The organism is Ferruginibacter yonginensis (genome assembly GCF_042651465.1).
Lineage (GTDB): Bacteria > Bacteroidota > Bacteroidia > Chitinophagales > Chitinophagaceae > Ferruginibacter > Ferruginibacter yonginensis.
The window spans coordinates 634,163-658,024 of record NZ_JBHSCZ010000002.1 but is presented as its reverse complement, the minus strand read 5'-3'; the positions used below and the strand labels follow the sequence as shown (position 1 = coordinate 658,024).

The window sequence follows — 23,862 nt, the reverse complement described above, 5'->3', positions numbered from 1 at the left end:
CATATTAGTGCATAAATACAGGTTACTAGCATGTACAAAACAAAGGCCATTATACTAAAGAGCATTAAATATGGTGAAACCAGTTTGGTTGTTACAGCTTTTACAGAGCTATTTGGTGTACAAACTTATATGGTAAATGGGGTGCGTACTACTAAAAAAACAGGCGTTAAGGCAATGCTATACCAACCTGCATCGGTAGTTGAAATGGAGGTATACCATAATGATCGCAATAGTATGCACCGCATAAAAGAATGTAACAGAACCCATGTGTTTAACCAAGTACTTACTGATGTGGTTAAAAATAGTATTGCTGCTTTTTTAATGGAATTACTTTATAAACTGCTGAAACAGCCTGAACAAAATACTGATCTTTTTTATTTTTGTGAAGATGCATTGTTACAAATAGATGCTGCACCAACAGACGTTGTAGCCAACTTCCCTTTATTTTTGGCTTTACATTTAAGTCATTTTTTTGGCTTTAAAATAGATGATAATTTTACTGAAACAACTTGCTTTTTAGATTTACAAGAAGGCATGTTTGCAGATGATAGGCCTCACCACCCTTATTACTTAGAAAAAGATATAGCACAACCCACTTCAGAAATATTAAAAACCCAACACCCATCTAAATTGGTTCAAATAAAAATTCCACATGCCAAGCGAAGACTATTACTTACCAAATTAATGGAGTACTATAGTTTACACGTGCAAGATTTTGGTACTATGAAAACGGTACTTATTATGCAAACCGTACTTGGTTAACACAATCGTTGTACAACTCCATTGTTTATGATATTTACACCGGGCTTTTTACCCTTAGTAAAGCTTCCTAATACATCATCAAAACCCAAAGCCTTTGCACCGTTAAGTGTGGCCCATTGCAACATTGTTTGTATTGGTATTTGAGGAAAATGTTGCTGCAAGGTTGTTATTTCTGCCCAAATACTTAATTGGTGGTTGCTTGCATAACTATCAGTACCTAATACAATATTATGGGTTTGCGCCATTAACATATTTACATTGGGTAAACGATTTTCAATATACAAATTAGCATTGGGGCACAAACAAAAATACAGTTCGTTCCAAAAGGCTTGTGTTGTTGCTTTGTCAATGTCGGCTTTAGTTGTAAAAGTATTATGTACAGCAATTAATTTAGAGGGTTGTTGCATATAATTTAACCAAGCATGCATACTGGTAGTTTGGGTTGGTGTAAAGGCTGTAATATCAATCCCAAAATTTTCGTAGAGTTTTAAAAAGTCACCTGTCTTGTATTGATACAATTCATTTTCTGCAACTGCTTCTTGGTTATGTATGCTTAGTATTCTACCTGCCGAAATATCATCAATTAAAGCAAACAAATTTTTTGAAACAGAATAAGGAGCATGTGGCACCAAACTATTTTTAAACGTTGTTGATTTTATTGCCTCAAATTGTTGTAAAACCGCCATACCATCATCAAACCTTTTAGCTGCGCCAGCAGGCACAAAGCCACTTATTTCAATAAAATTTTGCCAAAAGAACAAGTTATTATTTTTTACAGCCAAGCTAGCGGTGGTATTGCAAATGTCACCAACTGCTACAATACCATTTTGGTACATTTCATCTAAAGCCAATTGCATAGCATGTTTTTGCATAGCATCATCCGCACCTCTGTTGCTCATTACTTGTTGCACAAAGTTTACCAAACCTGTGTTTGTAGCTATACGTTGTTTCATGTGGCTGAGCTCCACATGGCAATGGGCATTTATAAAACCCGGACAAATAATACCCTCATAGGTTTCAATGTCATCTCCTGCATCTACCTCATTTACAATGCCTTCAACACTATTATTCTCTTTTAAAATAAGTACTTGTTGCGGTGGCAAAAGTGCTATTCCATTAAAAATATTCGTTCCTTTTATTTTTCTTGACACCTTCATAATTTGAGATAACGTAAATTTGCGCCGCTTACTTATTTTGTGAGCCATACAAAGGTAGGTGGCAGTTGGGGTAATTATTACAAAATAACTAACAGCCATAAGCCTTGTTTTTGATTTTAATAAATTTTTATGTTAGATAAATTAGATGCCATAAAGGCAAAATTTGATGACCTAAGTGTAGCACTTACCAACCCAGAAATTGTAAGTGATAATAAGCGATTTAGTGCATTGAGTAAAGAATACCGTGGGTTAGAAAAAATTGTAAATGCCCGTAATGCCTACATTAAAACGTTGGATGATATTGAGTTTAATAAAGAAGTACTTAACAGCGATGATGCCGAAATGAGGGAAATGGCTAAACTTGAATTGCCAGATCTTGAAGAATTAAAAGAAACACAAGAAAAAGCATTGCGTAACATGCTTATCCCGAAAGATCCGTTTGATGAAAAAAATGCTATACTTGAAATAAGAGCTGGTACTGGAGGTGATGAAGCGTCATTATTTGCTGGTGATTTATTACGTATGTACCTAAAATATTTTGAGAAAAAAGGTTGGAAAGCTGCTTTATTAAGCGAAAGTGAAGGTACGGTTGGTGGTTATAAAGAGGTACAAGTTGAAGTAACAGGTGATGATGTTTATGGTTTACTAAAATTTGAAAGTGGCGTACACCGTGTACAACGAGTGCCCGATACTGAAGCTAGTGGTAGGGTACATACCAGCGCTGTAACAGTTGCAGTAATGCCAGAAGCAGAAGAGGTTGATGTAGAATTAAAAGAAAGTGATGTAAAAATGGAAACAGCTCGTAGTGGTGGCGCTGGTGGTCAAAACGTAAACAAAGTTGAAACAAAAGTATTTTTAACACACAAGCCAACAGGTATTGTGGTAATGTGCCAAACAGAACGTTCGCAATTGGGTAACCGTGAAAAAGCTATGGATATGCTACGTACCAAATTATATGATGAAGAAGTGAGGAAAGCTGAGGAAGCAATTGCCCACATGCGTAAAAGTTTGGTAAGTACGGGTGATAGAAGTGCTAAAATTAGAACTTATAATTTTCCACAAGGGAGGGTAACAGATCATAGAATTGGCATGACGGTTTATAACCTCGATGCGGTGTTAAATGGCGATGTTGGTGAATTTATTGAGGCACTACAATTTGCTGAAAATGCCGAAAAACTTACATCTCAAAATTAATTTTATAAAGCCGCATGTTTTGCGGCTTTTTTTTCGTCTAATAAGCATGAGAAATTTTATAGTTGTTTTATTTTTTTGAGGTTCACATTTTTTTAACAGCAGTCATTAAAATTTGGCACTCGATTTGACTTTTAACCCTTATAACAACGAATTTAAAATTTCTCATAAGCAGTTAGTTTTGGTAAACAGCCCCCGTTTCTACGGGGGCTTCTTTTTTTACTATAACCGTTGGTTAAAAAATACTAAAACAACTTTTTTTACATCAATTACATTTTTAATAGTACCACTTTTGATGTAAGAAATTAATATGAGTAATAATCCCCAAATTTTTCAAACAAATAGCGCCTTAAGGTGGAAAAGTATTCAGTGGACAGCACGTATCATCTTATCTATTATTATTGTTCTCATCACCGTTACAATAATTGCAATTGTAAGAGGGCAATCACCCGACCTACCAAACATAAACACAAAAAATAGTTTATACAAAAGTGTAGTTGACCCAATTAAAAAAAATCTGATAGACCAAAGTCCGAGAAAGTACAAAGGTTTTAAAAACTTTTTAGAAGCAAAAGATAAGGAAGACTCCTTACAACGTTTCAACCACTCATCGCCACTTAAAACAACCCAATTTATAAGGGCAGCCTTTTACTCACCTGCTGCTAATAAAGAAGCATCACTGAACGATTTAGCCACTAACGGACAAAAATTAAATACCATTTTTCCTGAATGGTTCTTTATCAATCATAACAATGTTGTAAATAGAATTGATATTCAAGGTTTCAACCTCATGAAAAAGCAGGGTTTAAAAATTTTACCCATGCTCACCAATTTCAATAGTGCTACACAAGATTTTGATGGTGCGTTGGTGCACGAAATATTAAATAACATAAAAATTCAAGATCAATTTATTAATGCTTTAGCAGATACCCTTACAAAATACCAATTACAAGGCATCAATATCGATTTTGAAGCGTTGGTTGAAAAAGATGCCAAGCCAATTACCAACTTTCAAAAAAATCTATACCAAGTATTTCATCAAAAAGGTTTGTTGGTTACACAAGATGTAATACCTATGAACGATGATTATAATTACAATGAACTTAAAAGTTATAACGATTACATTGTTTTAATGGCTTATGACCAGCATAGTGATGCCCAAAGCGGACCTGGCCCCATTGCCGCTCAAAAATGGATTGAACAGGCCCTTGATGAAGCCGCTAATAAAATGGAAAGCAATAAAATTATTGTTGCATTTGCCAGTTATGGTTACGATTGGAGCATGAATAACAAAGGCCAACCTTTACTCGATGAAAACCATAAACCCATTGCACCCACACCACTTACATTTGCACAAGCGTTAGACAAAGCTAGTATCACCCACAGCAAAGTAATTTTTGATAATGATAACTTCAATTCACATTTTAGTTATGAAGAAGTGAAAGATGATGATACAACTTACCATACCGTTTGGTTTAACAGTGCTACTGCTATGTTTAACAGCCTTCGCTTTACCGATGAATATGGCACTGCTGGTACCGCATTTTGGGTAATGGGTAAAGAAGACCCTCGTATATGGAACTTTTATGATAGAAGTTTAACCAATGCCGCTTTAGCAAAAAATCCGTTTGATTTCGGCACTATGCAAGCGTTACCTTACAATACAAATCAACTCCCTACAAAAATTGGTGAGGGCGAATTACTCCGTATTTTATATACACCACAAAAAGGTTCCGTTAGTATTGAAGTAAACAAAGAAGAACAGTTAATTACAGAAGAAAACTACTTGCAACTACCAACAGGTTATGTGTATGAAAAATTTGGGGAAGATACGACCCCCATTGGGCCGAAGCATAAAATCATACTAACATTTGATGATGGCCCCGACCCTCGTTACACCCCAGCCATTTTATCTATTTTAGAAAAAGAAAAAGTACCTGCAACTTTTTTTGTAGTGGGTATAAATGCTGAAAATAACATCCCACTTTTACAACGTATTTATAAAGATGGGTTCGAAATAGGCAACCATACTTTTACACATGGCAATATTGCAAAAATGAGTATAAATAGGGCGGCACTCGAAATGAAATCAACCCGGCTATTGATTGAAGCCGTTACGGGCCGTAGCACCATTTTATTTAGAGCTCCTTATAACGCCGATAGTGAACCACAAACTTTTGAAGAAATAGAACCTATTGCCCGTAGTAAAACTGAAAATTATATTACCATTGGCGAAAGTATTGACCCTAACGATTGGGATGATACTCACGTAAACGCCGATAGCATTTTTAACCGCATTGTACGTATAGCCAATGAAGGAAGGTCTAATATTATTTTACTACACGATGCTGGTGGTAATACAAGGCAAGCCACTGTTGATGCATTACCTCGTATTATTGAATATTTTAAAACCAAAGGCTGTGAGTTTACTACAGTGGCTAATTTAATGGGCAAAACAAAAGATGATGTAATGCCCATTGTTAAAAGAGATTTTAAATTACAACTGCACTTTTATTTTACCATTGCTCTTTATTGGGTATCACATTTCATATTTGCACTTTTTATTGTAGGCATCATATTATCAATTAGTAGAACAATAGTAATGGCAGCCTTGGCCTATTTACAACTAAAAAAACAACGTTTTATACCTGATAGTACTTTGCAACCTGGTGTAAGTATTATTGTACCAGCTTATAATGAAGAAATAAATGCGATACGAACGGTTGAAAGTTTGCTGCAACAAAACTATCCCAACTTACAAATTGTATTTGTTGATGATGGTAGTAAAGACAGTACCTACGAACGAGTACACCAACACTTTTTACATCATAAAAATGTAATTGTTGTTACCAAACAAAATGGCGGTAAAGCCACCGCATTGAACTATGGCATTAACCTAGCCATTCATGATTATGTTGTTTGCATAGATGCTGATACACAGTTAAAAAAAGATGCCATTACACAACTCATGAAAAAATTTTACAACGCTGTTGATGGTATGCCAGTTGGCGCTGTTGCTGGTAACGTAAAAGTTGGTAATGAAGTAAATATGATAACCAAGTGGCAAAGTATTGAATATACTACATCACAAAATTTTGATAGAGCTGCTTTTGATTACCTCAATTGCATCACTGTAGTGCCTGGTGCTATTGGTGCCTTCAATAAAACAGCCTTAATAAAAGCAGGTGGTTTTACTACTGATACATTGGCAGAAGATTGTGACCTCACCATGCGACTCCACAAAATAGGGTACAGTGTTCGTAATTGTCGTGAAGCCATTTCGTATACCGAAGCACCTGAAACTTTTAAACAATTTTTAAAACAACGGTTTAGGTGGAGCTTTGGGGTAATGCAATGTTTTTGGAAACATCGCAATGCATTTTTAAACCCAACCTATAAAAATTTTGGAATGGTGGCTTTACCTTACATGTTAATGTTTCAAATGATATTACCATTTTTAGCGCCTTTGGCTGATATTATTTTAGTACTGAGTTTATTAGCAGCTGGTATGGGCATTATACCTGCAAGTTTAGGCCATATAATCAGTTACTATTTTATTTTTACTTTGGTTGATATGGCTTGTGCTGCCATCGCATTTAGTTTTGAAAATGCGGCACTACAACATTCGTATAAAGCAGAGGGTAGGCGTACGAAAGAATCATACAAAAAACTTTTGTGGCTGTTTCCACAACAATTGGTGTATCGGCAAATGATGTATTATATTTTAATAAAATCGTTTAGTAAAGCACTTAAAGGCGAACTACAAGGTTGGGGTGTTTTAAAAAGAACTGGTAATGTAAAACAAACAATTACAGTTTAACCCATATAGATGTCGTACTTTTATACCTTTAAAACATTGTAGTATCTGTGGCGAATACAACAGCAAACAAAAAAACTTTTTTAAATAAATTAGGTAACAGCACTGGCGCAGAAATGACCTTTATTGATCATTTAGAAGCACTGCGTTGGCATTTAATAAGGGCAGTTTTGGTTTGGCTTACAGCTGTAATTGCTATTTTTATTAAGATTGATTGGGTGTTTGATAATGTTATTTATGCTCCAGCACAATCAGATTTTATTAGCTACAGGGCATTGTGTAGCTTTAGCCATAAACTACATTTGGGTGATGCTTTGTGTATGCCACCTGTAAATATTCAATTACAAGGCAATACCATTAGTGGGCCTTTTATGTCTGCTATATCCATCGCAGTAATTGGTGGGCTTATTGTTGCTTTTCCTTATTTGTTTTGGGAATTGTGGCGTTTTGTAAAGCCTGCTTTATCGCCTAAAGAAGTTAAGTATTCACGTGGCAGTATTTTATGGGTATCGTTGTGCTTTTTTTTAGGTGGCGCATTTGGTTATTTTTTATTAGCGCCATTTACTTTTAACTTTTTGGCAAATTTTCAACTAGGTACTAAAGGGGCTTATTTATATCGCCCTACATTAGATGATTATATTGATACCCTCAATAATATTATTTTAGGTTGCGGTATTGCATTTGAACTACCTGTAATGGCCTATGTACTTGGCAAAATAGGGTTAATAAGCGCCAAATTTTTACGCACTTATCGTAAATATGCTTTTGTAGTTATTTTAATTTTAGCCGCTATTATAACCCCTTCACCCGATTGGACAAGCCAGTTAATTGTATCAATACCACTACTTTTATTATACGAAATAAGTGTAATTATTTGTGCTCGTATTGATAAACAAAAAGCTATTGAAGAAAAAGAGTGGAGTTAAATTATAAACAACCAACCATTTTATACCATGAATACGTTTGACCTTAGTTTACCATTAGCCATTGGTAGTGACCATGCTGGTTTTGAATACAAAGCACATTTAATTAATTATTTAAGAGATGAAAAAGGTATTGCACTAAGAGATTTTGGTACCTATAGTGCCGATAGTGTTGATTATCCTGATTTTGCTCACCCAGTGGCAAATGCGGTTGAAAGCCATGCTTATGGGTTTGGTATTTTGTTATGCGGCAGTGCCAACGGTGTAGCTATCACAGCCAATAAACATGCTCATATAAGGGCAGCCATTTGTTGGACGGCTGAAATTGCATCATTAGCACGCCAACACAACAATGCCAACGTACTTTGCATACCTGCCCGGTTTGTAAGTTTTGAAGAGGCAAAAAATATAGTAGATACTTTTATTGCAACGGCATTTGAAGGAGGCAGGCATTTAACAAGGGTGAATAAAATTGCAGTGAGTGAGGCAGCCAATGTCAGTAATGCTTCATTATAAATTTTAATACAATCAAAAGGGCGAAAATTTTCACCCTTTTGATTAATACTTTTCTCCACTTTGGTAAGCTTTATACGCCTCTTTGGTAATAGGCTTTGGCGCTTTATTTATCAGATAATTTTTTACTTTCTCCGCCTCTTTATGTTGTAAATGTAAAAACGTTATAAAACGGTAAGGTTTACTATGAAATTGCCCCAAAGCATCTCTTTCATGATTTAATCCAATTCTTGTAACAGCAAATACGGTAGCTGTTGGCAAGTTTAATTTTGAAGATATTTCATTTTTATGCACAAAACCAAAAGCTACATTGGGTTGTAACATTACGCTACCAATTGTATTAAAAATTTTATTACAAACATTTAATGGCCCAATTACAGTGGATGCTCTATCTGGCATTGGTAGCTGTTCGTTTACTTCAGCAATGCCCCGTATTAAAATGCCTCCGTACCCTTTACCATTACCCAAAGTAATATCTAAACCAGACCCATGAAAATACCATTTGCCTATCGTACTTTTTTGTAGCGCATGCCCATGCACAAAGGGGTCTTCATGTGCAGCGCTGCTATAATAAAACTCACACTCCACAATACGATAATAAGTAGCACCAATACATAATAAATGTTGGTTCATTATTTCATTGGCTATATTTTTAAATGAAGCTAATATACTTTCTTCACTACTATCATCAATTATTAAAAAATCAATCATCTCTAAAAAATCTTTTTTGTTACAAATAATTACCGCATTAAAATAGTGGTACCTTTTGCTTGGTGCATTTTACCATCAACATCTTCTGCTGCTAGTACCCATACAAGTGTTTGCCGCTCTTGCAATTGTCCGTTTACCTTACCATCCCAACCTGGTGTATCACTATTCATTTGAAATAGTAATTGCCCTAACCTATTGTACACCCTAAAATATTGTACTTTTTTAAAGCCATATAACAATGGTTTTAAATAGTCGTTTGTACCATCGGCATTGGGTGTAAATGCAGTAGGTACATAAATGGCAATTTTTTTAATTACGTTTACTTGCAAAGTATCTACCGTTACACAACCTGCTGCGGTTGTCATATTAATGGTGTACAATTGCGATGAAGCACCTTTAAATACGGGTTTATAAATACCACTATTATTAAGCTGTGTAGCTGGCATCCAAGTAACCGATTTGCCTATAGTCCTTTGTGTAAGCGTTACAGGAAAATTTAAAATAGCTATTTGATCGGCATATTTCGTATTAGGAACTTGTGCCTCTACTTCAATAGGTAATATTGCAATATTAGGTACCATACAATCTACAGATGTTACTGTAAGTTTTACATTGTAATTGCCAGGTGTAATGTATGAAACTGAAGGCATAGCATTTGTTGACGTTTGACCATTACCGAAATCCCACAAATAATTTATTCCATTTATGCCGTTGGTATTAGTATTATTTACTGGTAAAAAAATATTATTGGTACAAATAGCTTTTGGTATTTGAAATGCCGCTTTAGCACCAGGTTTTACTGTTACCGGCAAGTTTGATAGCGCTTCGCAACCACCACCAACTTGAACTTTTAAAACCACATTATAAACTCCAGGCTGTGTATATACGTGAGTAGGATTAGCAATTGTTGATGTCAAGCCATCACCAAAATCCCATAAATACTGTAATACGCCGCTATTTACTGAACTGGTATCGGTAAATTGAAAATTATTGTTTGGCAAACATTGGAGGGATTGATTAATTTTAAAACCAGCTATTGGCTGTGGAAAAATATCGATATGCTTCGTTGCTGAAACGCTAAAACAACCACCTGTATTTGAAAACTGTATGGCTTTATAATCACCAGTTTGAGTAACGGTGTATTGCGTAGCATTAGCTCCTATTAACGGTACTTCATTTCTATACCATTGAATACTATCTGCTACACCAACACTTAAAATGGGATAAGCAACAGCGCCTTCACAAATACTAGTATTACCACTAACGATTATGTTATTATTAAATGAAGGACTTGTTACCGTAACCTGATCAGTTGTTTCGCAACCACCGCCTATTGAACGTACCGTAAGTGTGTAGGTGGTGGTAGTATTTACAGTAGCGATAGGATTAGAGATAAAAGGATTACTTAAACCTGTTGTTGGTAACCAACTATATACTCTTCCTGCTTGTGGTGGTGCACCTATTTGAACCGGTTTATTATCGCATGTGGTTACATTATTACCAGCATCAGCAGTTACTACTAAATTAGCTACAAGGTTAGCTGTTAAAGTATCTTTACAACCATACCCAGCAAAAGGCTCTAATTCAACTTTTATAACTGTACCTGCTGGTGGTGGTGGATTTAATATAAGCGTTTGTGTGGTTCCCAAAGTTTGGGTAAAGTTTTGGTTAAACCATTTGTAACCTTGATAACCAAAAGGTGCAGTGATAGTTACACTTGTATCAGTTGGGCAATACGAAGCTCCTGTAAATGAACTACTACATTCAGTTGCAACGTCAATATAAGCATAGCCAAAATGAGCTTGAAAAGTACAATCAGCTGTCTTAAAGAAAATGCGGATTGTTTTTCCTTCATTACCATCTAAATTAATAGAATTTGCCGACCAATTTTTACACCAAATAGGTATATTACCAGAAAAAGGGGCTTGAAAAAAACCAGGCAAGCCGCCACTTGCAATAAAAGAAAATGATGAACAACCTGCAATGGTACCATCTGTTAGATTTTGAACTTCAATTTCTAAACGAGGTTGTTGATGGCCGGCATGACCAGGATCTTGAAAAACCACAGCATAATAATAGGTCAAGCTAAATTGATTGGCACCTTGTGGTATTGTAAAGGTGTATGACGCAGCTTCTGATTGAGCGCCTCCATCAGTGTTGCCTAATTTAATGCTATTTCCACTTCCGTTAGGACATAAAGTTGGAAAACCTCCATATTGATCAGTTGTGTTTCCAGTACTACTATTAATAATTTCGTGCCTTCCAAATTGTGGTGAATTAACAGGTGTCAAATTAATTAAATTCACACCTCCTGCATCCACCGTATTACCCGTATACAATTGCCAACCATCAAATGTACCATTTTCAAAATCTATATTTGGAGGGCATTGCGCCTTTATATGAAAAGAAACAAAGCATAGTGCCACAATACTTACAATGACTTTAACTCTTTTCAAATTCATTAACATAAGGTTTTACTATTTTAAGGTTAAAAAATTTTACAATATCAAATTGCTTAATTTCAAATTTAATTCATAATAATCAGCTTTACTTACCTCTCATAAAATAGTTACCCACTGTATCATTGCTATTTAATAAATTGCTGCAAAACAATTTTTTATACATGAAGCAATTACTATTATTACCAATGGCTTTATTATGTATGCATGCCTTCGCTCAAAACGATGCTGCATTAAAATACAGCAACGCCATTACAGCAGCCGATTTAAAAAAGCATTTAACCATTATCGCAAGCGATGAGTTTGAAGGTCGTGAAACCGGAACCGAAGGACAACGTAAAGCTGCTGCTTACATTGAAGCACAATTTAAAGCCATTGGCTTAAAACCAATACCTGCTTTAAAAGGCTACCAACAATATTATCCTTTATACCAAGATAGTTTGCAAAATACCACTTTAAATATTAATGGTACAGCTGCCACATTTGGTACTGATTTTATTATACCAATGAACACCAACGAAAGCGGAAAATTTAAAGGTAAAAAAATAGTATTTGTAGGCTATGGTATTGATGATGCTGCCTATAGTGATTATACAAACATCAATGTTAAAGGTAAAGTAGTGGTGTTCTTTTTAGGCGAACCCAAAAAAGATGGCAAATATATTATTAGCGGCGCTACAAGAGGTAGTGAGTGGACCTTCCCCGGTATTACAAAAAAATTAGCTACTGCTGCTTCAAAAGGTGCTGTGGGTGCGCTGGTAATTAATGCCAACCAAGAAACATTTAACCCTCGTACCGTTGAAAATGGCAAAAAAACAGGCGTATATTTCCCTAGTGAAAAAAATGGCACAAAAACCATCAACTATGCTAGCATTTCACATGGTTTTGCTAAACAATTGGTAGGCGATGATTTTAATTTTGACAGCTACCTTGCATCAGCAAAAACATTAGCGCCTTTTACTATCAACGGTTTCGAAAAGAAAATGGCTGTTAATTATGTATTTACCAAGGGCCGTAATACCATTATGGCAAGTAATGTATTGGGCATGATTGAGGGTACAGATAAGAAAGATGAATACGTTTTTTTAACCGGCCATTACGATCATTTAGGCAAACGCAATGGTAAAATATATTATGGTGCTGATGATGATGGTAGTGGCACTTGCGGCGTTATTCAAATGGCTACTGCATTTGCAAAAGCAGCCGCTGCTGGTGATAAACCAAGAAGAACCTTGGTATTTATGACGGTAAGTGGCGAAGAAAAAGGGTTATGGGGTAGTGAATATTATAGTGATCACCCTGTGTTTCCTTTAGAAAAAACAACCGTTGATTTAAATACTGATATGGTAGGTAGGGTTGATACCGAAAGAAAAACAGCTGATACACTTAACTATGTATATGTAATAGGTCACGATAAGTTGAGTAGCGATTTACCTATTATAAACGAAGGCATGAACAGCAAGTATACCAACCTTGTTTTAGACTATAAGTTTGATGACCCTAATGACCCTAACAGAATTTACTTCCGTAGCGATCATTACAACTTTGCAAGAAAAGGTGTACCTATTTTGTTTTTTTATGATGGTATGTTAAAATCAGACTATCACCAACCAACGGATACTGTTGACAAAATTAATTTTGAACTCTATGAAAAAAGGGTGAAAATGATTTTTCATACTGCATGGGAAATCGCTAATAGAAACGATATGTTGAAAAGAGATATTCCACTTACCATGGGATCGAGATAAATAAAGCAAAGCGGCTTACCATCTGGTAAGCCGCTTTTTTATAAGTACTATTTAAGCTCAATTACTTTTTTGGAGGTAAAGCAAAGGCTACAGCTTCATGCTCAAAATGCCCGTTGTGTGCACCATCGCAAAAAGGTTTGTTTTTTGATAGGCCACACCTGCAAATACCTACAATTGTCCTTCCTCCTAAATCATACACATTACCATTTCTATCTACTATTTCAAAATCACCTTCTACTTTTAAAGAGCCGTTGTTATTTACGGTTAATTTAACTTTTTCCATATTATTATTTTTACGCAGTCGTATTGCTGTAATTTTTAAATGTTGCCATTATAACGAATGTTGAACGGAGCGTCGCAACCGCTGTTGCTTATAGCGGTACTGCTTACGCAACAAAAATTACCAACCCAATATCCATGCAAAAATGAGTGGCGCTACAATAGTAGCATCACTTTCAACAATAAATTTAGGTGTTGTAATATCTAACTTACCCCAAGTAATTTTTTCATTTGGTACTGCCCCTGAGTACGAACCGTATGAAGTGGTTGAGTCAGAAATTTGACAGAAATAATTCCAAAATGGTACATCATGCCATTCTAAATCTTGATACATCATTGGCACTACACAAATAGGGAAATCGCCAGCGATACCACCACCAATTTGAAAAAAGCCTACGCCTTTACCACTTGAGTTATTGCGGTACCAATCTGCCAACCATACCATGTATTCAATACCACTCTTCATGGTATGTGCCTTTAGTTCGTTTTTAATAACGTATGAAGCGAAAATGTTACCCATGGTACTATCTTCCCAACCTGGTACAACAATCGGAATATTTTTTTCTGCCGCAGCTAACATCCAACTATTTTTGGGGTCAATTTCGTAGTACTGCTCTAACACGCCACTCAATAACATTTTGTACATAAACTCATGCGGAAAATAACGTTCGCCTTTATCATCAGCATCTTTCCAAATTTTATGGATGTGCTGTTGTAAACGTCTAAACGCCTCTTCTTCTGGTATGCAAGTATCGGTAACTCGGTTGTAGTGGTTTTCGAGCAAATCCCATTCTTCCTGCGGACTTAAATCTCTATAATTAGGTACTCGTTTATAGTGCGAATGCGCTACTAAGTTCATAATATCTTCTTCCAAATTGGCACCTGTACAGCTTATGATGGCTACTTTATCTTGACGAATCATTTCTGCTAAACTCAAACCTAACTCTGCCGTACTCATAGCACCTGCCAAAGTAATCATCATTTTACCGCCTTCTTCTAAATGGGTTACATACCCTTTGGCTGCATCCATTAAAGCAGCTGCATTAAAATGCCTATAATGGTGTTCAATAAAATGCGAAACGGGCCCTTTGCTCATATTTGTATGTTTTAAATTGCTTTTAAAATAATGGCAAAAATAGTTGGTTTAATGCAGTTTAAGTGAACATTACATGCGCTTACTTAAAAATAATATTGCAGCAAGGCTGTTATACAACCTTTTAAAAGCCAATAATACTGTACCTTTAAAATAAAAATGCGTTGCATACTATCACTACTTTTTATCATCAATATTCTTTTTACAAATGCACAATTAGTTAGTGAGCCCGTAAGCATTAATACACCCACAGGTATATTGAAAGGCAGTTTAATAATTCCCAAAGCCAATATAAAAAAATGTCATTTTATTATACTTATTCCCGGTTCTGGCGCTACTGATAGAAACGGTAATAGCGGCAAAGATTTAAATGCTAATAGTTACTTATTATTAGCCGATAGTTTAGCAACTTATAATATTGCCACTTTATTAATTGATAAACGGGGTATCGGAGAAAGTAGTAGTGCAAAAATTAAAGAAGCTGATTTACGTTTTCAAGATTATGTAACTGATGCCATTGCATGGATCAATTTTTTGAAACAAGATAATCGTTGCAGTAAAGTTTTTGTTGCAGGACATAGTGAGGGCTCGTTAATAGCCATGCTGGCTACTTTACAAACTTCAGTTAACGGTTATATATCTATTGCTGGCGCTGGTGAAACGATTGATAAAATTATTAGTTGGCAGTATGAGCAACAATTACCAGGCACGGGCAAATATGTTGACTCATTATTCAATCGCTTAAAAAATAATGATACCATCAATAAAGTACCACCGCCTTATGCTGGTATTTTTAGAAAAACGGTACAACCATATATTCGTTCATGGGCATTGGTTGACCCTTGCGCTACAATAAAAAATGTGAAAGTACCTGCACTTATTATTCAGGGGACTAATGATATTCAAGTTACTACACAACAAGCACAAATTTTAAAAGATTGTAACCCCAAAGCAACCTTGGTATTTATAAATGGGATGAACCATATTTTAAAAGCTGCAGCAGCTGAAAGAGCAGCCAATATTGCAACATACAGCAATGCCAACCTGCCACTTATGCCTGGCTTAAGTTATCATATTGCTCAATTTGTAAACAAACGTTGATAGTATGAATTATTTAGCGCATGCATTTTTATCATTTGAACACCCCTCAATATTAGTGGGTAATATGATCAGCGATTATGTAAAAGGCAGCGCTCAATATAGTTACCCAATACCCATTTTAGCAGGTATAAAATTACACAGGGCCATTGATGCTTTCACTGATACGCATGCAGCTACACAACAAATAAAAGCCTTATATAAACCAACCTATCGCTTATATGCAGGGGCTTTTGCTGATGTGGTGTACGACTATTTTTTAGCCAACGATGTAACACAATTTAATACAGAGCATGATTTATTCATGTTTACCCAACAAACCTATACATCATTAGAAAAAAATACAGCTCATTTCCCAGAAAGGTTTTCAAAAATGTTTCCATACATGCAACAACAAAATTGGTTGTACCATTATAGGTTTGATGATGGTATGCAAAAAAGCTTTGGGGGCCTTGCCAGAAGAGCCGCTTATATAAATGAAACAGACACCGCTTTTGAAATATTTTTACAAAACAAAGCCACTATACAACAATGCTATGATGCATTTTTTAACGAAATAAAAACGTTTGCCTTTCATCAAATGCATTTACTTTTAAAAAATTGAATGAATAACTTCGTTATTAATTAAACATAAACAAGGCTCCTTTACAAAAAATAGAATCGTATGAAATTAATTGCCATCATCGCCATTTTGTTATGCAGTATTAGCAGCTATGCTCAACCTGCCAATATACCGCAGTTAGATAAATCGCCACTTGATATGAGTACTTATCCTGCTAATTATCCGGTACTAAAAATTCAAGATAAAGCCTCAGAACCTTTGATAGCAAGGGTTATTTATAGCAGACCATTAAAAAACAATCGAACTATTTTTGGTGATGTAGTGGAGTACAACAGTGTATGGCGTTTTGGTGCCAACGAAGCCACTGAAATTGAATTTTTTAAAGATGTGGTGATCAATAAAACAAAAGTAAAAAAAGGTAAGTACAGCATTTTTGCCATACCTAATACTAATAAATGGACGATCATCATCAACAAAGATGTAAATACATGGGGTTCATTTAAATATAAAGCCACAGAAGATGTGGTAAGAGTTGATGTACCTGTACAAAAATCAACAACGGTTGCTGAAGCTTTTTTTATTTATTTTGACAAAGCAACCAATGGCTTTACATTAAATGCTGGTTGGGACGATGTTAAAGTAAGCTTACCTATTTCAATGTAATTATATGAGTGTATGTATCCGTTTTTGTGGATGGCTTTTTTTAATGAGCTTACTTAGTTGTAACCAACAACCAAGTACACCAGTTGCCACCAACAAGGTAAATGAAACCAATACTGTTTTTCAAAAAGACAATCCGTACGTAACCGAAGACCAATCGGGTATGGATATGAGTTGGTGCCCTACTGCTTACCCTATCGAAAAAATGAAGGGTAATATATTACCATTAATTGCTAGGGTTATTTATAGCCGTCCGCATAAAAAAGGTCGTAATATTTTTGGTGCAGATACTAATTATGTTTGCATGTACGGTAAACCATGGCGTTTGGGAGCCAATGAAGCCACCGAAATTGATTTTTTTGAAAACGTTGTTATAAACGGACAAAATGTGGCAAAGGGTACATACGTTTTGTATTGCATACCACAGGCAGATAAATGGACCATTATTTTAAACAGCGACATTTACACTTGGGGCTTACACATTAACGAAGCCAACGATATATATAAATTTGAAATACCTACCACCAAACAAAACCCTGCCTTAAATGATTTTACAATGGTATTTCAAGATACCCCAACCGGCGCTGATTTGATCATTGCATGGGATAATGTAAAAGCAAATTTGCCTATTACATTTTCAAAAAAATAGTACCACAATTTTTGTAACATGCATATCAACAATGCATTAGTAATTATATTTACAACATGTGTGGTATTGCAGGTATATTATCGCCCCAAAAACAACTGGTACAACTGCCATTACTTCAAAAAATGGCTGATAGTCTAGCCCATAGAGGTCCAGATGGAGAAGGCTTTTGGATCAACCCTTTTCAACAAGTTGGGTTAGCACACCGCAGACTAGCCATTATAGATTTATCAGCTGCAGCAAACCAGCCTATGCCATACAATGAACGTTACACCATCGTTTACAATGGCGAAATATACAATTACAAAGAAATTAAAATCGACCTACAAAAAGCTGGCTACCACTTTAAAACAAATAGTGATACAGAAGTTATTATTGCAGCATATGATTTTTATAAAGATGCTTGTGTAAAATATTTTGATGGCATGTTTGCATTTGCCATTTGGGATGAACAAACTAAAGTACTTTTTTGTGCAAGAGATGTTTTTGGCGAAAAACCATTTTACTATTTTATTGATAAAAATATTTTTGCATTTGCTAGTGAAATGAAAGCGCTATGGGCTATTGGTATTAACAAAATACCTGATGAAAAAATGATGCTCAATTATTTGTCGCTTGGGTACGTTCAAAATGCTGCAAATAAATCGCAAACTTTTTTTAAAGATATTTTTGCATTGTTACCAGCACATACCGCCACTTTTAATATGCTAACCATGCAGTTGCACCTGCATAAATACAGAGATATAAATAAAGAAAACAGCATCAAAATTTCTGAAATTGATGCTGCTAATGAATTGCACAATTTACTCAACCGATCCATACAAAAAAGGTTGCGTAGCGATGTTGCTATCGGCACAAGTCTTAGTGGTGGCTTAGATAGTAGTACCATTGCTTACTACATTAAACAAATAAAAGCACAAACTACACAACCAAATTTCAAAACATTCTCAGCTATTTTCCCGGGTTTTGAAAAAGATGAAAGCGCTTTTATTCAACAATTTACGCAGCAGCAACAAATAGAAAATATAACGGTTACTCCAACAGCGCAGGGTTTGTTAAATGATATTGAGAAACTATGTTATCATCAAGAAGAACCTTTTGCATCATCAAGCATTTATGCTCAATTTAAAGTTTTTGAAACGGCCGCAGCAAATGGTATAAAGGTTTTGCTTGATGGCCAAGGGGCTGATGAAACCCTAGCTGGCTACTCAAAATATTTACACTGGTATATTCAAGAGTTGGTGAGCAGAAACAAATTTATACAAGCTCGTAAAGAACGAAAAGCACTTCAAAAAAATCATCCATTTAAATGGAATATAAAAAATACACTTGCCACTTATTTGCCAGCACATGCCACGTTAGCACTTGAAAAAAAAGCATATTACCAAACCATTGCAGATAACAACATCAGCTATGAACTACAACGCCATGTAAAAGGTAGAGAGTGGCAAGGTATTTATAAACCTGTTGTAACCAAACTCAACGATATTTTATATTATGATACCATGCAGTTTGGGCTCGATGAATTACTTCGTTATGCTGATAGAAATAGCATGGCACATGGTGTTGAAGTACGTTTGCCATTTTTAAATGTAGCATTATTGCAATTCATTTTTTCGTTACCATCATCCCTAAAAATTAATGCTGGTTTTGGCAAATACATTTTACGTAAAATGATGGAGCATGAATTACCCAATAATTTGGTTTGGAACCCCACTAAAATTGGCTTTGAACCGCCACAACAGCAATGGATGCACCAACCTACAATGCAACATTTAATTACTGATGCGAAACAATTTTTAGTGAATGAACGTATTTTAAGACCAGCAGTACTTCAACAAAAAATAAAACCACAAAAAGCACATGCCGCTGATAATTACGATTGGCGCTACCTCAATTTAAGCACTATTTTACAGCAATAAATAACGCAACCGCATACGTTAAAATTTGGTAAGGTTATATTAAAGTAAGCTGTTATCAATACTTTCAATTAATTTTGCCCATTCATAAATTTGAATATTACATGAGCCATTCATCACACAAAATTGGTACTAAATTTATACATGCAGGTACGGTACCTGACCCAAGCACAGGTGCTATAATGACGCCTATTTACCAAACCAGCACTTATGTACAAGAAGCACCTGGTGTAAACCAAGGTTATGAGTATGCCCGTAGTCAAAACCCTACTCGTAAAGCCTTGGAAGATGCGTTGGCAACCATTGAAAATGGTAAACATGGTTTAGCATTTGGAAGTGGTGTTGCCGCTACTGATGCGGTCATAAAATTATTAAGTCCTGGCGATGAAGTAATTGCTGCGAATGATATGTATGGCGGTACCTACCGTTTGTTCACCAAAGTATTTGCGAAGTTTGGTATTAAATTCACTTATGTTGATACTACCAATCCACAAAATGTACAAAACGCAATTACACCTCAAACCAAACTAATTTGGATTGAAACACCTACTAATCCATTAATGAATATCACAGATATAGCAGCTGTTGCCAGCATTTCAAAAGCAGCTGGTACTATTTTATGTGTTGATAATACGTTTGCATCGCCTTACTTACAAAATCCGCTTGATTTAGGTGCTGATATTGTAATGCATTCCGCCACAAAATATTTGGGTGGCCATAGCGATGTTATACAAGGCGCATTAATTTTAAACGATGATCAACTAAGAGAGCAATTGTATTTTATTCAAAAAAGTTGTGGTGCTGTACCTGGTCCTATGGATTGTTTTTTAGTACTTCGTGGTATCAAAACCTTGCATGTTCGTATGAAACAACATTGCGAAAATGGTATTGCAGTGGCACAGTTTTTACGTAACCACCCAAAGGTTGATAAAGTATATTGGTGTGGTTTTACTGATCATCCAAATCATACTATTGCAGCATCGCAAATGAGGGGTTTTGGTGGAATGATGAGTTTTACATTGAAAGATGATAGCATGGAAGCTGCTAATAAAGTGTTGACCAATACCCATTTGTTTGCATTAGCCGAAAGTTTAGGCGGTGTGGAGTCGTTAATTAACCACCCAGCCAGCATGACGCATGCCAGCATACCAAGAGAAGAGCGCATTAAAAATGGCCTCAGCGATGGTTTAATAAGATTGAGTGTAGGTATTGAAGATGCGGATGATTTAATAGCTGATTTAGATGCCGCTTTAAATAAATAATTATTGATTTTATTACAGCCGTTACATGCACATTGAAACAGCATTAGAGCAATTTCTTAATAAAAAGGTTGATGAATACAATCAACCTTTTTTTATTGAGGCTGACCCTATTTGTATTCCACACCAATTTTCTCAAAAAGCAGATATTGAAATAGCTGGTTTTTTTGCAGCCATTTTTGCATGGGGCAACCGTACGACCATCATTAATAAAAGTAATGTATTGTTGCAATTAATGGATAATGCCCCTCATCAATTTTGTACACAACACCAACCCAGCGATTTAAAAAAATTACTCCATTTTAAACACCGCACTTTTAATACCACCGATCTGTTATACTTTATTGAGTTTTTTAAAATGCATTACAGCAATTACAACAGTTTAGAGTATGCATTTACAAAACAGCATCAACCCACTAACCCTACTATTGAAGCGGCTTTAAATGGTTTTTACACATATTTTTTTTCGTTAGAAATAGTACCCAAACGCACCTTAAAACATATTGCTGCACCTTTTAAAAAAGCCAGCTGTAAACGCTTGTGTATGTACCTGCGCTGGATGGTACGCAATGACAATAAAGGGGTTGATTTTGGTATTTGGCAACAAATAACTCCTGCACAATTAGTAATACCTTTAGATGTACATGTGGCAAGGGTGGCTAGGCATTTTAAACTGATTGATAGAAAACCTACTGACTGGCAAGCGGCGCTTCAACTTACAGCGGCCATGCAACAACTCGATAATAATGACCCAGCCAAATACGACTTTGCCTTATTTGCACTAGGTGTACTTGAAAAATATTAAACCAATTTGATGAACAATGAATTAATTCATATCGTAAACAATCAATTTGAAATAACTGCTAATGATAATGATTGGATGGACTTGTTGGCCACGAAAATTAACTGGCTCATTGTACACCAATTTAATAAACTCATAGCTATTTTGTACCGAGCAGATATTAGTGAAACAAAATTACAGCAGCTCCTCAGCCAACACCCTCATGAAGATGCCGGAAAAATAATTGCAGCACTATATGTTGAAAGACAACGCCAAAAACAACAATCCAGACAGCAGTACCGTCGGGATGTTAATGATATTGATGAAAATGAAAGGTGGTAAGTTTCTATTTTGTAAACATTAATTCCTTCACTTTTTCTTTGTCTTCTTTTTCTTTTTTAAGGTCAAACATGGTTCCAAAAACATGATCCCATAATGTGCTGCTTACCCCAAAGCCCATATCAGCATGTTTGTAATGGTGTAAGTGATGGTTACGCCATAAACCCTTCATCCATTTAAATGGTGGGTTCCATGCATGTATTGCATAGTGCATGCTTCCATATATTAAATACCCCAACATAAATCCAGGAAAAAAAGCAAAAGCATATTTTCCTAAAATAAAATAAAAGGTTATAAAAAAAATGGATGCAATGATAAGGCTTGGAACAGCCGGCATAAACAATCGTTCTTTATCTCTTGGGTACTCATGGTGGTTACCATGCAATACATAATTAATACGTTTACCTTTCTCAGTTGAGGGGTGGTGGTGAAAAGCAAAACGGTGTAAAATATATTCAGTAAAAGTCCAAAAAAACATACCGCCTAAATAAACCAAGCAAGTAGTAATTCCAGCAATACCTACTGAATTAATGCTATAATAAGGTAATAAAATCAATACAGGTAAATACATACCCCAAATTACTAAAGGGTGTGTTTTGGTAAGGTATTCCAAATAACTGTTACGAAATAATTGTGCTTGACCCTTATTGTGTATTTTTTGAAATTCCATAATTTAAAATAATAAGCAAATATACAAATTGATTTTTTTGGTAGGCCTCACTAAGCCTAAATTTGTCGTACCATTCGTCACAAAACATTATCAATTATAGTTCCAACATTAATATTTATGACACAAATTCAGATAAATACCTCATATTCATATAAGTATAGCAGGCTAAATTCATTTTAAACCACAAAATCAATTGCCAAATTTGCACAATAAATTATAAAATAACCTCATTTCCTTCCAACTTAATTATCAGCAACATATGAAATTAGTTAGTTACTTAAAAAACGAACACGAACAATTAGCCTTATTAGTAAACGGTAAGTTATATGATACCGATAGCTTACACCCCGATTTGCCCATTAGTATGGCCATGTTTTTAAATTATTGGGAAGATGTTTTTCCGATTGCTCAAATGGCCGAAAAACATATTAAAGAAGGTGGTTTTGAAAATAAACGCACCACTCCTTTTGAAGAAGCTACCATTATTGCCCCAGTACCCAACCCAACTAGCTGTAGAGATGGTTATGCTTTTAGGCAACATGTGGCTGCAGCAAGGCGTAATAGAAAGGTAGATATGATTGCTGAATTTGATCAATATCCTATCTTTTATTTTACCAATCATAATAGTATTCAAGGCCCTGGCGATATTGTTTGCATGCCTGATCACTTCGAAAAACTCGATTTTGAATTAGAAGCCGCCATTGTTATTTGCAAACATGGTAAAAATATAAAAGCTGCTGAGGCCGATAGTTATATAGGTGGCCTTATGATTATGAACGATATGAGTGCCCGTAGGCTACAAATGGAAGAAATGCTGCTCAACCTTGGACCTGCAAAAGGAAAAGATTTTTCAACCGTAATTGGGCCCATGTTGGTTACGCTTGATGAATTAGAAAACTTTGAAGTGCCATGTAAAGATGGGCATACCGGCAAAAGTTGGAACCTTAATATGACCTGTACTGTTAATGGCGTACAAGTAAGTAAAGGCAACTTAGCTGATATGGATTGGACCTTTGCAGAAATAATTGAGCGTTGCAGCTATGGCGTTAACATGTATGCTGGTGACGTAATAGGCAGTGGTACCGTTGGCACAGGTTGCTTTTTAGAACTCAATGGTACGGGCAAATTAAACGACCCCAATTACCAAGAGCAGTGGCTACAACCCGGCGATGTAGTTACCATGCAAATTGATGAATTGGGTACATTAACCAATACTATAGTGGCTGATGAAAGTGATTTTTCTATTTTAGCACTTAAAAAATTATAGCCACGTCA

General features: G+C 35.5%; 21 protein-coding genes. 15 read left to right on the top strand and 6 right to left on the bottom strand.

All coding sequences use genetic code 11. The features are described 5' to 3' along the window. Positions 1-30 precede the first annotated feature (30 nt). Complete coding sequence (gene recO / locus ACFOWM_RS10095) at positions 31-762, top strand: DNA repair protein RecO (RefSeq protein WP_379709512.1); 732 nt, start codon at positions 31-33, stop codon at positions 760-762. Here recO and ACFOWM_RS10090 read toward each other — a convergent pair. Next, entirely contained in the window at positions 759-1,919 is a 1,161-nt protein-coding gene (locus tag ACFOWM_RS10090) for an amidohydrolase family protein (protein WP_379709509.1), read from the bottom strand. The genes recO and ACFOWM_RS10090 overlap by 4 nt on opposite strands. Before the next feature lie 129 nt (positions 1,920-2,048). Between ACFOWM_RS10090 and prfA the strand changes: the two genes are divergently transcribed. From prfA to rpiB, 4 genes are all read left to right on the top strand, one after another. Beyond that, positions 2,049-3,113 carry a peptide chain release factor 1 gene (gene prfA / locus ACFOWM_RS10085; protein ID WP_379709507.1) on the top strand — a complete coding sequence of 355 codons (1,065 nt, stop codon included), beginning with the start codon at positions 2,049-2,051 and terminating at the stop codon, positions 3,111-3,113. A gap of 307 nt (positions 3,114-3,420) precedes the next feature. Further along, on the top strand, positions 3,421-6,930 hold the full coding sequence (locus tag ACFOWM_RS10080) for a glycosyltransferase (RefSeq protein WP_379709504.1): 3,510 nt from the start codon (positions 3,421-3,423) through the stop codon (positions 6,928-6,930). Positions 6,931-6,977: 47 nt separating this feature from the next. Beyond that, positions 6,978-7,853: a twin-arginine translocase subunit TatC gene (gene tatC, locus ACFOWM_RS10075; RefSeq protein WP_379709501.1), complete on the top strand. Its 876-nt coding sequence runs from the start codon at positions 6,978-6,980 to the stop codon at positions 7,851-7,853. A 27-nt stretch (positions 7,854-7,880) separates the two neighbouring features. Beyond that, positions 7,881-8,366 (top strand): ribose 5-phosphate isomerase B, encoded by a 486-nt coding sequence (gene rpiB, locus ACFOWM_RS10070; protein WP_379709499.1) that lies wholly within the window; start codon positions 7,881-7,883, stop codon positions 8,364-8,366. Positions 8,367-8,408: 42 nt separating this feature from the next. On the opposite strand, the gene ACFOWM_RS10065 is transcribed toward rpiB, so the two are convergent. Together ACFOWM_RS10065 and ACFOWM_RS10060 are read right to left on the bottom strand one after the other, a co-directional pair. Then, positions 8,409-9,074 (bottom strand): hypothetical protein, encoded by a 666-nt coding sequence (locus ACFOWM_RS10065; protein ID WP_379709496.1) that lies wholly within the window; start codon positions 9,072-9,074, stop codon positions 8,409-8,411. A gap of 29 nt (positions 9,075-9,103) precedes the next feature. Next, a complete protein-coding gene (locus ACFOWM_RS10060; RefSeq protein WP_379709493.1) occupies positions 9,104-11,536 on the bottom strand; it encodes a PKD domain-containing protein in 2,433 nt (810 codons plus the stop codon). A 161-nt stretch (positions 11,537-11,697) separates the two neighbouring features. On the opposite strand from ACFOWM_RS10060, the gene ACFOWM_RS10055 reads away from it, so the two are divergent. Next, positions 11,698-13,281, top strand: coding sequence for a M28 family peptidase (locus ACFOWM_RS10055; RefSeq protein ID WP_379709491.1), 1,584 nt, complete (start codon positions 11,698-11,700; stop codon positions 13,279-13,281). 61 nt (positions 13,282-13,342) lie between these two features. Here ACFOWM_RS10055 and ACFOWM_RS10050 read toward each other — a convergent pair whose 3' ends face one another. After that, a complete protein-coding gene (locus ACFOWM_RS10050) occupies positions 13,343-13,564 on the bottom strand; it encodes a CDGSH iron-sulfur domain-containing protein (RefSeq protein ID WP_379709488.1) in 222 nt (73 codons plus the stop codon). A gap of 117 nt (positions 13,565-13,681) precedes the next feature. After that, positions 13,682-14,656, bottom strand: a complete 975-nt coding sequence (locus ACFOWM_RS10045; RefSeq protein WP_379709486.1) for a deoxyhypusine synthase family protein — start codon at positions 14,654-14,656, stop codon at positions 13,682-13,684. A 156-nt stretch (positions 14,657-14,812) separates the two neighbouring features. Between ACFOWM_RS10045 and ACFOWM_RS10040 the strand changes: the two genes are divergently transcribed. The 8 genes from ACFOWM_RS10040 (at position 14,813) to ACFOWM_RS10005 (ending at position 21,920) form a co-directional block, all read left to right on the top strand. Then, positions 14,813-15,754, top strand: coding sequence for an alpha/beta hydrolase (locus ACFOWM_RS10040; protein ID WP_379709483.1), 942 nt, complete (start codon positions 14,813-14,815; stop codon positions 15,752-15,754). Positions 15,755-15,758: 4 nt separating this feature from the next. Next, positions 15,759-16,355: an acyl carrier protein phosphodiesterase gene (locus tag ACFOWM_RS10035; RefSeq protein ID WP_379709481.1), complete on the top strand. Its 597-nt coding sequence runs from the start codon at positions 15,759-15,761 to the stop codon at positions 16,353-16,355. A 60-nt stretch (positions 16,356-16,415) separates the two neighbouring features. Continuing rightward, on the top strand, positions 16,416-16,976 hold the full coding sequence (locus ACFOWM_RS10030; RefSeq protein ID WP_379709478.1) for a DUF2911 domain-containing protein: 561 nt from the start codon (positions 16,416-16,418) through the stop codon (positions 16,974-16,976). Between the two features lie 4 nt (positions 16,977-16,980). Continuing rightward, the gene (locus ACFOWM_RS10025; RefSeq protein WP_379709476.1) at positions 16,981-17,622 is read left to right on the top strand and encodes a DUF2911 domain-containing protein; all 642 of its coding nucleotides are present in this window, start codon (positions 16,981-16,983) and stop codon (positions 17,620-17,622) included. Positions 17,623-17,678: 56 nt separating this feature from the next. After that, positions 17,679-19,541 carry an asparagine synthase (glutamine-hydrolyzing) gene (asnB, locus tag ACFOWM_RS10020; RefSeq protein WP_379709474.1) on the top strand — a complete coding sequence of 621 codons (1,863 nt, stop codon included), beginning with the start codon at positions 17,679-17,681 and terminating at the stop codon, positions 19,539-19,541. 101 nt (positions 19,542-19,642) lie between these two features. Continuing rightward, positions 19,643-20,800, top strand: a complete 1,158-nt coding sequence (locus ACFOWM_RS10015) for a cystathionine gamma-synthase (RefSeq protein WP_379709472.1) — start codon at positions 19,643-19,645, stop codon at positions 20,798-20,800. 25 nt (positions 20,801-20,825) lie between these two features. Then, entirely contained in the window at positions 20,826-21,602 is a 777-nt protein-coding gene (locus ACFOWM_RS10010; RefSeq protein ID WP_379709470.1) for a TIGR02757 family protein, read from the top strand. A 9-nt stretch (positions 21,603-21,611) separates the two neighbouring features. Continuing rightward, on the top strand, positions 21,612-21,920 hold the full coding sequence (locus ACFOWM_RS10005) for a hypothetical protein (protein ID WP_379709467.1): 309 nt from the start codon (positions 21,612-21,614) through the stop codon (positions 21,918-21,920). Between the two features lie 4 nt (positions 21,921-21,924). Here the strand turns inward: ACFOWM_RS10005 and ACFOWM_RS10000 are convergent, their stop codons facing one another. Continuing rightward, positions 21,925-22,587: a sterol desaturase family protein gene (locus tag ACFOWM_RS10000; protein WP_379709465.1), complete on the bottom strand. Its 663-nt coding sequence runs from the start codon at positions 22,585-22,587 to the stop codon at positions 21,925-21,927. Positions 22,588-22,846: 259 nt separating this feature from the next. Here ACFOWM_RS10000 and ACFOWM_RS09995 point away from each other — a divergent pair, with 259 nt between their 5' ends. Then, complete coding sequence (locus ACFOWM_RS09995; protein WP_379709462.1) at positions 22,847-23,854, top strand: fumarylacetoacetate hydrolase family protein; 1,008 nt, start codon at positions 22,847-22,849, stop codon at positions 23,852-23,854. Positions 23,855-23,862: the final 8 nt, after the last annotated feature.

What these genes read in the sequence shown, in the direction of transcription:
- ACFOWM_RS10035 (WP_379709481.1), top strand. Translation starts at nt 15,759, where the DNA reads ATGAATTATTTAGCGCATGCATTTTTATCATTTGAACACCCCTCAATA.
- ACFOWM_RS10030 (WP_379709478.1), top strand. Translation starts at nt 16,416, where the DNA reads ATGAAATTAATTGCCATCATCGCCATTTTGTTATGCAGTATTAGCAGC.
- ACFOWM_RS10005 (WP_379709467.1), top strand. Translation starts at nt 21,612, where the DNA reads ATGAACAATGAATTAATTCATATCGTAAACAATCAATTTGAAATAACT.
- ACFOWM_RS10050 (WP_379709488.1), bottom strand. Translation starts at nt 13,564, where the DNA reads ATGGAAAAAGTTAAATTAACCGTAAATAACAACGGCTCTTTAAAAGTA.
- ACFOWM_RS10025 (WP_379709476.1), top strand. Translation starts at nt 16,981, where the DNA reads ATGAGTGTATGTATCCGTTTTTGTGGATGGCTTTTTTTAATGAGCTTA.
- recO (WP_379709512.1), top strand. Translation starts at nt 31, where the DNA reads ATGTACAAAACAAAGGCCATTATACTAAAGAGCATTAAATATGGTGAA.
- ACFOWM_RS10015 (WP_379709472.1), top strand. Translation starts at nt 19,643, where the DNA reads ATGAGCCATTCATCACACAAAATTGGTACTAAATTTATACATGCAGGT.
- ACFOWM_RS09995 (WP_379709462.1), top strand. Translation starts at nt 22,847, where the DNA reads ATGAAATTAGTTAGTTACTTAAAAAACGAACACGAACAATTAGCCTTA.
- ACFOWM_RS10010 (WP_379709470.1), top strand. Translation starts at nt 20,826, where the DNA reads ATGCACATTGAAACAGCATTAGAGCAATTTCTTAATAAAAAGGTTGAT.
- ACFOWM_RS10060 (WP_379709493.1), bottom strand. Translation starts at nt 11,536, where the DNA reads ATGAATTTGAAAAGAGTTAAAGTCATTGTAAGTATTGTGGCACTATGC.
- ACFOWM_RS10065 (WP_379709496.1), bottom strand. Translation starts at nt 9,074, where the DNA reads ATGATTGATTTTTTAATAATTGATGATAGTAGTGAAGAAAGTATATTA.
- asnB (WP_379709474.1), top strand. Translation starts at nt 17,679, where the DNA reads ATGTGTGGTATTGCAGGTATATTATCGCCCCAAAAACAACTGGTACAA.
- prfA (WP_379709507.1), top strand. Translation starts at nt 2,049, where the DNA reads ATGTTAGATAAATTAGATGCCATAAAGGCAAAATTTGATGACCTAAGT.
- ACFOWM_RS10040 (WP_379709483.1), top strand. Translation starts at nt 14,813, where the DNA reads ATGCGTTGCATACTATCACTACTTTTTATCATCAATATTCTTTTTACA.
- ACFOWM_RS10080 (WP_379709504.1), top strand. Translation starts at nt 3,421, where the DNA reads ATGAGTAATAATCCCCAAATTTTTCAAACAAATAGCGCCTTAAGGTGG.
- ACFOWM_RS10090 (WP_379709509.1), bottom strand. Translation starts at nt 1,919, where the DNA reads ATGAAGGTGTCAAGAAAAATAAAAGGAACGAATATTTTTAATGGAATA.
- ACFOWM_RS10045 (WP_379709486.1), bottom strand. Translation starts at nt 14,656, where the DNA reads ATGAGCAAAGGGCCCGTTTCGCATTTTATTGAACACCATTATAGGCAT.
- ACFOWM_RS10055 (WP_379709491.1), top strand. Translation starts at nt 11,698, where the DNA reads ATGAAGCAATTACTATTATTACCAATGGCTTTATTATGTATGCATGCC.
- ACFOWM_RS10000 (WP_379709465.1), bottom strand. Translation starts at nt 22,587, where the DNA reads ATGGAATTTCAAAAAATACACAATAAGGGTCAAGCACAATTATTTCGT.
- rpiB (WP_379709499.1), top strand. Translation starts at nt 7,881, where the DNA reads ATGAATACGTTTGACCTTAGTTTACCATTAGCCATTGGTAGTGACCAT.